General features: G+C 54.7%; 9 protein-coding genes. 8 read left to right on the top strand and 1 reads right to left on the bottom strand.

Annotated features, from left to right (window positions below; all coding sequences use genetic code 11):
• Positions 1–225: 225 nt before the first annotated feature.
• A complete protein-coding gene (gene rsmC, locus ABLU80_RS17050) occupies positions 226–1,254 on the bottom strand; it encodes a 16S rRNA (guanine(1207)-N(2))-methyltransferase RsmC (RefSeq protein ID WP_032715968.1) in 1,029 nt (342 codons plus the stop codon).
• Positions 1,255–1,356: 102 nt separating this feature from the next.
• Here rsmC and ABLU80_RS17045 point away from each other — a divergent pair, with 102 nt between their 5' ends.
• The 8 genes from ABLU80_RS17045 to ABLU80_RS17010 all read left to right on the top strand — a co-directional run bounded on the left by ABLU80_RS17045 (position 1,357) and on the right by ABLU80_RS17010 (position 7,679).
• The gene (locus tag ABLU80_RS17045; protein ID WP_032715969.1) at positions 1,357–1,770 is read left to right on the top strand and encodes a DNA polymerase III subunit psi; all 414 of its coding nucleotides are present in this window, start codon (positions 1,357–1,359) and stop codon (positions 1,768–1,770) included.
• Positions 1,739–2,185 (top strand): ribosomal protein S18-alanine N-acetyltransferase, encoded by a 447-nt coding sequence (gene rimI / locus ABLU80_RS17040; protein WP_015368389.1) that lies wholly within the window; start codon positions 1,739–1,741, stop codon positions 2,183–2,185. The genes ABLU80_RS17045 and rimI overlap by 32 nt, the downstream gene beginning before the upstream one ends.
• A 14-nt stretch (positions 2,186–2,199) precedes the next feature.
• The gene (yjjG, locus tag ABLU80_RS17035; RefSeq protein WP_015368388.1) at positions 2,200–2,877 is read left to right on the top strand and encodes a pyrimidine 5'-nucleotidase; all 678 of its coding nucleotides are present in this window, start codon (positions 2,200–2,202) and stop codon (positions 2,875–2,877) included.
• Between the two features lie 91 nt (positions 2,878–2,968).
• The gene (gene prfC, locus ABLU80_RS17030; protein WP_015704321.1) at positions 2,969–4,558 is read left to right on the top strand and encodes a peptide chain release factor 3; all 1,590 of its coding nucleotides are present in this window, start codon (positions 2,969–2,971) and stop codon (positions 4,556–4,558) included.
• Positions 4,559–4,775: 217 nt separating this feature from the next.
• On the top strand, positions 4,776–5,387 hold the full coding sequence (gene osmY, locus ABLU80_RS17025) for a molecular chaperone OsmY (RefSeq protein WP_045358894.1): 612 nt from the start codon (positions 4,776–4,778) through the stop codon (positions 5,385–5,387).
• A gap of 123 nt (positions 5,388–5,510) precedes the next feature.
• Positions 5,511–5,672 carry a DUF1328 domain-containing protein gene (locus ABLU80_RS17020; RefSeq protein ID WP_015368384.1) on the top strand — a complete coding sequence of 54 codons (162 nt, stop codon included), beginning with the start codon at positions 5,511–5,513 and terminating at the stop codon, positions 5,670–5,672.
• Between the two features lie 151 nt (positions 5,673–5,823).
• A complete protein-coding gene (locus ABLU80_RS17015) occupies positions 5,824–6,897 on the top strand; it encodes a patatin family protein (RefSeq protein WP_260842156.1) in 1,074 nt (357 codons plus the stop codon).
• Positions 6,894–7,679, top strand: a complete 786-nt coding sequence (locus ABLU80_RS17010; protein WP_015368382.1) for a metal-dependent hydrolase — start codon at positions 6,894–6,896, stop codon at positions 7,677–7,679. Before ABLU80_RS17015 ends, ABLU80_RS17010 begins: the two co-directional genes overlap by 4 nt.
• Positions 7,680–7,975: the final 296 nt, after the last annotated feature.

Here is a 7,975-nt window from a genome sequence, read left to right as displayed (position 1 = left end):
CGTAAGGACACTAACACCTGAAGCTAGCGCGTCTACCAATTCCGCCACCTTCGCATACCATCGACACTAAAAAGTATCGTTACCACGGAGGCGCATTCTAGTGGTTTTCGGCGACACGTCAATAGTTAATTATGCAGGTTTTCTCGATTGCTGCAAAAATGGGCTATTCAGAGCGAAGGGAAGGACTGGCGGCACGTCGAGCATGCCGCCGATGGGAAAAGAAAATTATTTCCTGGCCTGGCGAGTCATCACCGTGCGGTAAACTTTGAAACGGCCGGTTTGGGCGATCACTTCGTGGAAGCCAAACGTCTCATCCAGCACCTGCGGATACGGCAGGAAGGCGTTAGCAACGATACGCAGTTCGCCGCCGCTGTTCAGATGGCGGACCGCGCCGCGGATCAGCGCCTGCGCCGCTTCAAGACTGGTCTGCAGGCCGTCGTGGAATGGCGGATTTGAGATGATCATGTCAAAACGGCCGTTGACTTCAGAGAAGACGTTACTGGCAAAGACCTCGCCTTCAAAACCATTCGCGGCAAGCGTCGCGCGGCTGGCTTCGACCGCCGGAGCGCTGACGTCGCATAGCGTCAGGCGTACCTTCGGTGAATGGCTGGCCAGTACCGTGGCAAGCACCCCGGCGCCGCAGCCGACATCGAGCACTTTACCTTTGGTGTGCGGTTGCAGGGTCGACAGCAGCAGCTGGCTGCCGACATCGAGGCCGTCGCGGCTGAACACGCCCGGCAGCGTTTTAATGGTCAGATTATCGAGCGTGTACTCGTTCCAGTACTGTTCGGCGTTGAAGGAGGGCTGTTTTTCCAGACGGCCGTGGTAGAGACCGCAGCGGCGGGCGCTATCCACTTTATTTAGCGGCGCGTATTCGGCGAGCATTTGCTCGGCGCTACGTACGCCGCTGCGGTTTTCGCCAATCACAAAAATATCGATCCCCACCGGCAGCAGAGAGAGCAGGTTCATCAGTTGGAACTGCGCTTCTGGCTTGTTCTTCGGCCAGTAGTAGATCAGGGTATCGCAATCGGCGACGTCGGCGGCCTCGGCCACTAAGCTAAAACGAACGTTGTCGCCCATCTGGCGATTCAGGACCTGCCAGTGGTGGAATTGTTGGGTATGAGCGCGGCTGGCCGCGGTATCCAGACGTGCAGGCAGGTCATCCTGCAGGTCACCGGCAAACAGAACGCGGGCGGACTCGAAATCATCACTGTGGCGCAGCAAGACTTCACTTGCCGGGGTAAAAGCTGACATGAAACACTCCTTCAATAAGACTGGCGCCGATTATAGTAGTTTGTTGGCGCAGATACGACGGATTTGCTATATTGCGCGCTTGTTTAACAGGAGTGTTTCGCTATGACTTCCCGACGAGACTGGCAATTACAGCAACTGGGAATTACCCAGTGGTCGCTGCGTCGCCCGGGGGCGTTGCAGGGCGAAATCGCTATCTCGCTTCCTGAACATATTCGTCTGGTGATGGTGGCGGAAACCCCGCCGTCGCTGACTGAACCGCTCATTAGCGATATTCTGCGCGCGCTCTCGATTCGCGCCGATCAGGTACTGCAGCTTACGCCGGACCGGGTAGCGATGCTGCCGCAAAATAGCCGCTGCAACAGCTGGCGACTGGGCTGCGAGACGCCGCTGTCGCTGGCGGGCGCCCAGGTCTCGACGCCCGTTTTTGATGAACTTCAGAGCAGCGTGCCGGCTCGCATCGCGCTCTGGCAACAAATCTGCGCACATGAACACGATTTCTACCCTCAGCACGGCTGATTTATCCAAAGCCTGGCAAATCGAAAAACGCGCCCACGCTTTTCCGTGGAGCGAACAAACCTTTGCCAGCAATCAGGGTGAACGTTATCTGAATTACCAACTGGCAGTGGATGGAGAAATGGCGGCATTTGCCATTACTCAGATTGTCCTTGATGAAGCGACGCTTTTTAACATCGCCGTCGACCCCGCCTACCAGCGCCGCGGCCTGGGACGGGAACTGCTGGAACATGTTATTGATGAAGTCGAAAAACTCGGCGTCGTCACGCTGTGGCTGGAGGTGCGGGCATCGAATGTCGCCGCCATCGCGCTCTACGAAAGCTTAGGCTTTAACGAGGCGACTATCCGCCGCAATTACTACCCTACGGCCGACGGGCGTGAAGACGCAATTATCATGGCTCTGCCAATCAGTATGTAAGACAAGGTGAAACGATGAAATGGGACTGGATTTTCTTTGATGCCGATGAAACGTTGTTTACGTTTGACTCTTTCAGCGGTTTACAGCGGATGTTTCTCGACTATAGCGTGACATTTACCGCCAAAGATTTTCAGGACTATCAGGCCGTTAATAAGCCGCTGTGGGTGGATTATCAAAACGGCGCCATCACCTCGCTACAATTACAGCATCAGCGTTTTGATAGCTGGGCGGAACGTTTGAACGTCCCTCCGGGCGAACTGAACGACGCTTTCATGAATGCGATGGCGGAAATCTGCGCGCCGCTGCCGGGCGCTGTATCGCTGCTGAATGCGCTGCAGGGCAAGGTAAAAATGGGCATCATCACCAACGGTTTTACCTCGTTGCAGCAGACTCGACTGGAACGAACAGGCCTGCGCGATCACTTTGATTTGCTGATTATTTCTGAGGAAGTCGGCGTCGCGAAGCCGGATGCGCGTATCTTCGATTACGCGCTGGCGCAAGCGGGTAATCCGTCGCGCGACAGGGTATTGATGGTTGGCGATACCGCCGAGTCGGATATCCGCGGCGGCGTCAATGCCGGGCTTGCCACCTGTTGGTTGAATGCGCACCAGCAAACGCTGCCGGCAGACCTGCAGCCAGACTGGACGGTGACCTCTTTAAGCGAACTGGAGCAACTCCTGTGTAAACACTAATTGCCTCCCCCCCATTGATGGGTAAAATAGCCGCAATTTTTCGTATTCCACATGCGCGGCCCATTGCCGCGTTTACTTAGAAGATTGAATTATGACGTTGTCTCCTTATCTGCAAGAGGTGGCTAAACGCCGCACTTTTGCCATTATTTCTCACCCGGATGCCGGTAAGACCACCATCACTGAAAAAGTGCTGCTGTTCGGACAGGCGATTCAGACCGCAGGTACCGTGAAGGGCCGTGGTTCCAGCCAGCATGCTAAATCCGACTGGATGGAAATGGAAAAGCAGCGTGGGATCTCGATTACCACCTCGGTGATGCAGTTCCCGTACCATGACAGCCTGGTTAACCTGCTGGATACCCCGGGGCACGAAGACTTCTCCGAAGATACTTACCGTACCCTGACGGCGGTTGACTGCTGTCTGATGGTTATCGATGCGGCGAAAGGCGTCGAAGATCGTACCCGCAAGCTGATGGAAGTTACCCGTCTGCGCGATACGCCGATCCTCACCTTTATGAACAAACTCGACCGTGATATCCGCGATCCGATGGAATTGCTGGATGAAGTTGAAAATGAGCTGAAAATCGGCTGCGCGCCGATTACCTGGCCTATCGGCTGCGGCAAGCTGTTTAAAGGGGTTTATCATCTTTATAAAGATGAAACTTACCTCTATCAGACCGGTAAAGGGCACACCATTCAGGAAGTGCGCGTGGTTAAGGGGTTGAATAACCCTGAACTCGATGCCGCGGTGGGCGACGATCTGGCGCAGCAGCTGCGCGATGAACTGGAACTGGTGCAGGGCGCTTCGAACGAGTTCGATAAAGAACTGTTCCTGGCGGGCGAAATTACTCCGGTGTTCTTCGGGACCGCATTAGGCAACTTCGGCGTGGATCATATGCTGGATGGTCTGGTGGAGTGGGCGCCGGCGCCGATGCCGCGTAACACTGATACCCGTGAAGTGACGGCTACAGAAGAGAAATTCACCGGCTTCGTGTTTAAGATTCAGGCCAACATGGACCCGAAACACCGCGACCGCGTGGCCTTTATGCGCGTGGTTTCCGGCAAATACGAGAAAGGCATGAAGCTGCGTCAGGTGCGTATCGGCAAAGACGTGGTGATTTCCGACGCGCTGACCTTTATGGCGGGCGATCGCTCGCACGTTGAAGAAGCCTACCCGGGCGATATTATCGGTCTGCATAACCACGGCACCATTCAGATTGGCGACACCTTTACCCAGGGCGAAATGATGAAGTTCACCGGTATTCCGAACTTCGCGCCGGAACTGTTCCGTCGTATTCGCCTGAAAGATCCGCTGAAGCAGAAACAGCTGCTGAAAGGGCTGGTACAGCTGTCTGAAGAGGGCGCGGTACAGGTCTTCCGCCCTATCGCTAATAACGATCTGATCGTTGGCGCCGTCGGCGTGCTGCAGTTTGACGTGGTAGTAGCGCGTCTTAAAAGCGAATACAACGTTGAAGCGATTTACGAATCCGTCAACGTGGCTACCGCGCGTTGGGTTGAATCGACAGACGTGAAGAAATTTGAAGAGTTTAAGCGTAAGAACGAAGTTCAGCTGGCGCTGGATGGCGGCGATAATCTCACCTATATCGCCCCGACGATGGTGAACCTGAACCTGACGCAAGAGCGTTATCCTGACGTGGTGTTCCGCAAAACCCGCGAACACTAATATCTCTCTGGAGCGCGGCGATGCTGCGCTCCAGCCTGTTTTCCCAGCCACACTCCTTACCATAGAAAGTTCTTAAATCTGCGCGAATCGTAGCTTTTTTATTCAAACCCTCCGCCGCATCTCCGCTCATCTACTATATTTATTAAGCACTTTTCAGAAACCTGGCTGAATAAATAGCCATGTGTTTTACCAAAGCAGACATCGTGAGGGCATACCAATGACCAGACTAAAGAGCGCCAGGCTATTGCTGCCTCTCTTCTTAGGCTCAGCGTTGATAAGCGCCTCGACCTATGCGGAAACCACCGCAACCGATAGCGCGAAGGCTGCCGCGACCAGCGCCGGAGAAAGCGTCGATAAGTCAATCAACAAGGTTGGCGATTTTATGGATGACAGCACGATCACCGCCCGTGTTAAGGCGGCGCTGATCGATGACAAAAGGATCCGTAGCACCGATATCTCGGTGAAAACGGAAAACAAAGTGGTGACCTTAAGCGGAACGGTGGAGAGCGCTGAGCAAAAATCACAGGCCGTCAGCGCGGCGAAAGGCGTCGAAGGGGTGAGTTCGGTAAGCGATAAGCTGACCGTGGCGGGTGAAAAATCGGCAAGCCTGAAGGGCTATGCCGGCGACACCGCAATCACCAGCGAAGTCAAAGCCAAACTGCTCGCGGACGATATCGTTCCGTCGCGTAAGGTGACGGTGGAAACCAGCAACGGGGTGGTACATCTCTCCGGAACCCTGGAATCGAGCAAGCAGGTCGATCGCGCGGCAGACATTGCCAAAGCGGTTACCGGTGTTAAGAGCGTGAAAAACGATCTTAAAGTGCAGTAAGGGTATTTATTAAAAGATATTCGCCAGCGGCGAGACCGCTGAGCGAGTTGTACGCAGGGTTGATGTATGCGCGGCCTGAGCGCGCAGAAAAGCGACCGTTAATCATATGGTAAGGAGAACAGTATGTTTAGATGGGGCATTATTTTTCTGATCATCGCGTTAATTGCCGCCGCATTGGGTTTTGGTGGTCTGGCGGGTACCGCGGCGTGGGCGGCTAAAATCGTCTTTGTTGTCGGTATTATCATTTTCCTGGTCAGCCTGTTTACCGGGCGAAAACGACCCTAGAGGCGATGTGCCGAAAGGCGTGAATCAATAACCGGGCAGTGATGACATAACGTCTTACATAAAGCCAGTCAATGTGACTGGCTTTTGCGGTTTCAGGGGACGACAATTTGCGTTACTTTAATGATAGAAAATAAACAAACAGGAAAGCAGGGTGGGGCAGCGCATTCCCGTGACGTTGGGCAATATCGCCCCGTTAGCGGTAAAACCTTTCCGTCCAGGCAAATTGGCTCTGGTGTGTGAAGGCGGTGGTCAGAGAGGTATTTTCACAGCCGGGGTTCTGGACGAATTCATGCGCGCTGGATTTAACCCTTTCGACCTGATGCTAGGCACTTCCGCTGGCGCGCAAAACATCTCCGCTTATATCTGTAATCAGCAGGGCTACGCCCGTAAAGTCATTACGCGTTACACCACCTCGCGGCAATTTTTTGACCCGATGCGCTTCGTACGCGGCGGCAATCTTATCGATCTCGATTGGCTGGTCGATTCCACTGCACAACAAATGCCGCTGGCGATGAACTATGCCGAGGAGCAGTTCGCGCTGGGTAAAGAGCTGTGGATGTGCGCCTGCCGCGGTGACGACTACACGGCAAACTATTTTTCCCCTACCCGCCAGACCTGGCTTGATCTGATCCGCGCCTCCAGCGCCATTCCAGGCTTTTACCGTAGCGGTGTCCTGCTGGATGGCGTGAACTACCTCGATGGCGGCGTCAGCGACGCGATCCCTGTGCAGGAGGCGGCGCGCCGCGGCGCGCAGACTATTGTGGTTATCCGTACCGTCCCTTCGCAGATGTTCTACACTCCGCAGTGGTTTAAACGGATGGAGCGCTGGCTGGGGGAAAGCAGTTTGCAGCCTTTTGTGAACCTGGTACAGCACCACGAAACCACCTATCGCGCGACGCAGCAGTTTATTGAAAAACCGCCGGGTAAACTGCGGATATTCGAAATCTATCCGCAGCGGCCGCTGCGCAGTATGGCGCTTGGTAGCCGTCTGCCGGCGCTGCTGGAAGATTATAAAACCGGGCGCCAGTGCGGCCGCTACTTCCTCGCTACGGTAGGGAAACTGCTGACCGAGCAACCGCCGCTGTTACGTCATGCGCCGCGTGTGGCAATGACGACGCCGGTAGTGGTGCCGCCGCTGCCGGTAGCTAACGAAACGCCGCAACAGGCGATTATCACCGCGCCGCAGGCTAATGACCCCAGCTTTAATAACGAGGATCTGGCGTGACGTTACGCTTTATTGATACCCACTGTCATTTCGATTTTCCCCCATTTACAGAGGATGAACCGGCGAGTATCGCACGGGCGTCGCAGGCCGGCGTTGGGCGCATAATCGTGCCGTCGATATCCGCCGCGCGCTTTGCTCGCGTGCTGGCGCTGGCGGAGCAACACGAGCCGCTGTATGCCGCGTTAGGGATGCATCCCATTGTTATCGAACAGCATGATGACCGCGGGTTAGCGCAACTGGAAAGCTATCTTGCACAGCGTCATCCGAAACTCGTGGCCGTCGGGGAGATTGGCCTCGATCTCTACCGCGACGATCCGCAATACGATCGCCAACAGGCGCTGCTGGAAGCGCAGTTGCGGCTGGCAAAGCGTTACGATTTGCCGGTGATCCTGCATTCGCGCCGCACCCACGATAAGCTGGCGATGTTGCTAAAAAAACATAACCTGCCGCGCGCCGGGGTGGTGCATGGTTTTGCCGGCAGCCTGCAGCAGGCGGAACGTTTTGTACAGCTGGGCTATAAGATTGGCGTTGGCGGTACCATTACCTATCCCCGCGCCAGCAAAACTCGCGATGTTATGGCGCGTCTGCCGCTTTCTTCGCTGCTGCTGGAAACCGATGCTCCGGATATGCCGCTGAATGGTTTTCAGGGACAGCCGAACCGCCCGGAACAGGCGGCCCGCGTCTTTGACTCGCTCTGCGAACTGCGCGCGGAACCGGCGCAGGAAATTGAAGCGGCACTACTGGCGAATACCAAAAACCTCTTTACCGCGCTAACCCTCTAACGACCCACATACTGGACAACGTCGTCCCCGGTTCTGGTCGGGTGTGACAATCCCATCATTTTTTATAAATATAAAATCCATTAAGTTTCAATCAGAAAGTATATTTATGGCCAGGATTTGCACAATTTGTGCGCTATGACGTCGAGATAACTTGTTTTGATATGTTAGAATAATAACATCACCATGAACTTCGGTTTGCCGATTATGCTTAAACAGGAGATGACGGTGAGGCTGGCGGGAATTGCTGGCTAATTGTGATTTTTATCACGTTACAGTAATGCAAATTAGTAATTAGT

This window comes from Klebsiella sp. CN_Kp104, assembly GCF_040064515.1.
Taxonomy (GTDB): Bacteria; Pseudomonadota; Gammaproteobacteria; order Enterobacterales; family Enterobacteriaceae; genus Klebsiella; species Klebsiella aerogenes.
Note: the sequence above shows the minus strand (reverse complement) of the source record. Positions and strands in the feature narration are given on the sequence as shown.

What these genes read in the sequence shown, in the direction of transcription:
- rsmC (WP_032715968.1), bottom strand. Translation starts at nt 1,254, where the DNA reads ATGTCAGCTTTTACCCCGGCAAGTGAAGTCTTGCTGCGCCACAGTGAT.
- ABLU80_RS17045 (WP_032715969.1), top strand. Translation starts at nt 1,357, where the DNA reads ATGACTTCCCGACGAGACTGGCAATTACAGCAACTGGGAATTACCCAG.
- rimI (WP_015368389.1), top strand. Translation starts at nt 1,739, where the DNA reads ATGAACACGATTTCTACCCTCAGCACGGCTGATTTATCCAAAGCCTGG.
- yjjG (WP_015368388.1), top strand. Translation starts at nt 2,200, where the DNA reads ATGAAATGGGACTGGATTTTCTTTGATGCCGATGAAACGTTGTTTACG.
- prfC (WP_015704321.1), top strand. Translation starts at nt 2,969, where the DNA reads ATGACGTTGTCTCCTTATCTGCAAGAGGTGGCTAAACGCCGCACTTTT.
- osmY (WP_045358894.1), top strand. Translation starts at nt 4,776, where the DNA reads ATGACCAGACTAAAGAGCGCCAGGCTATTGCTGCCTCTCTTCTTAGGC.
- ABLU80_RS17020 (WP_015368384.1), top strand. Translation starts at nt 5,511, where the DNA reads ATGTTTAGATGGGGCATTATTTTTCTGATCATCGCGTTAATTGCCGCC.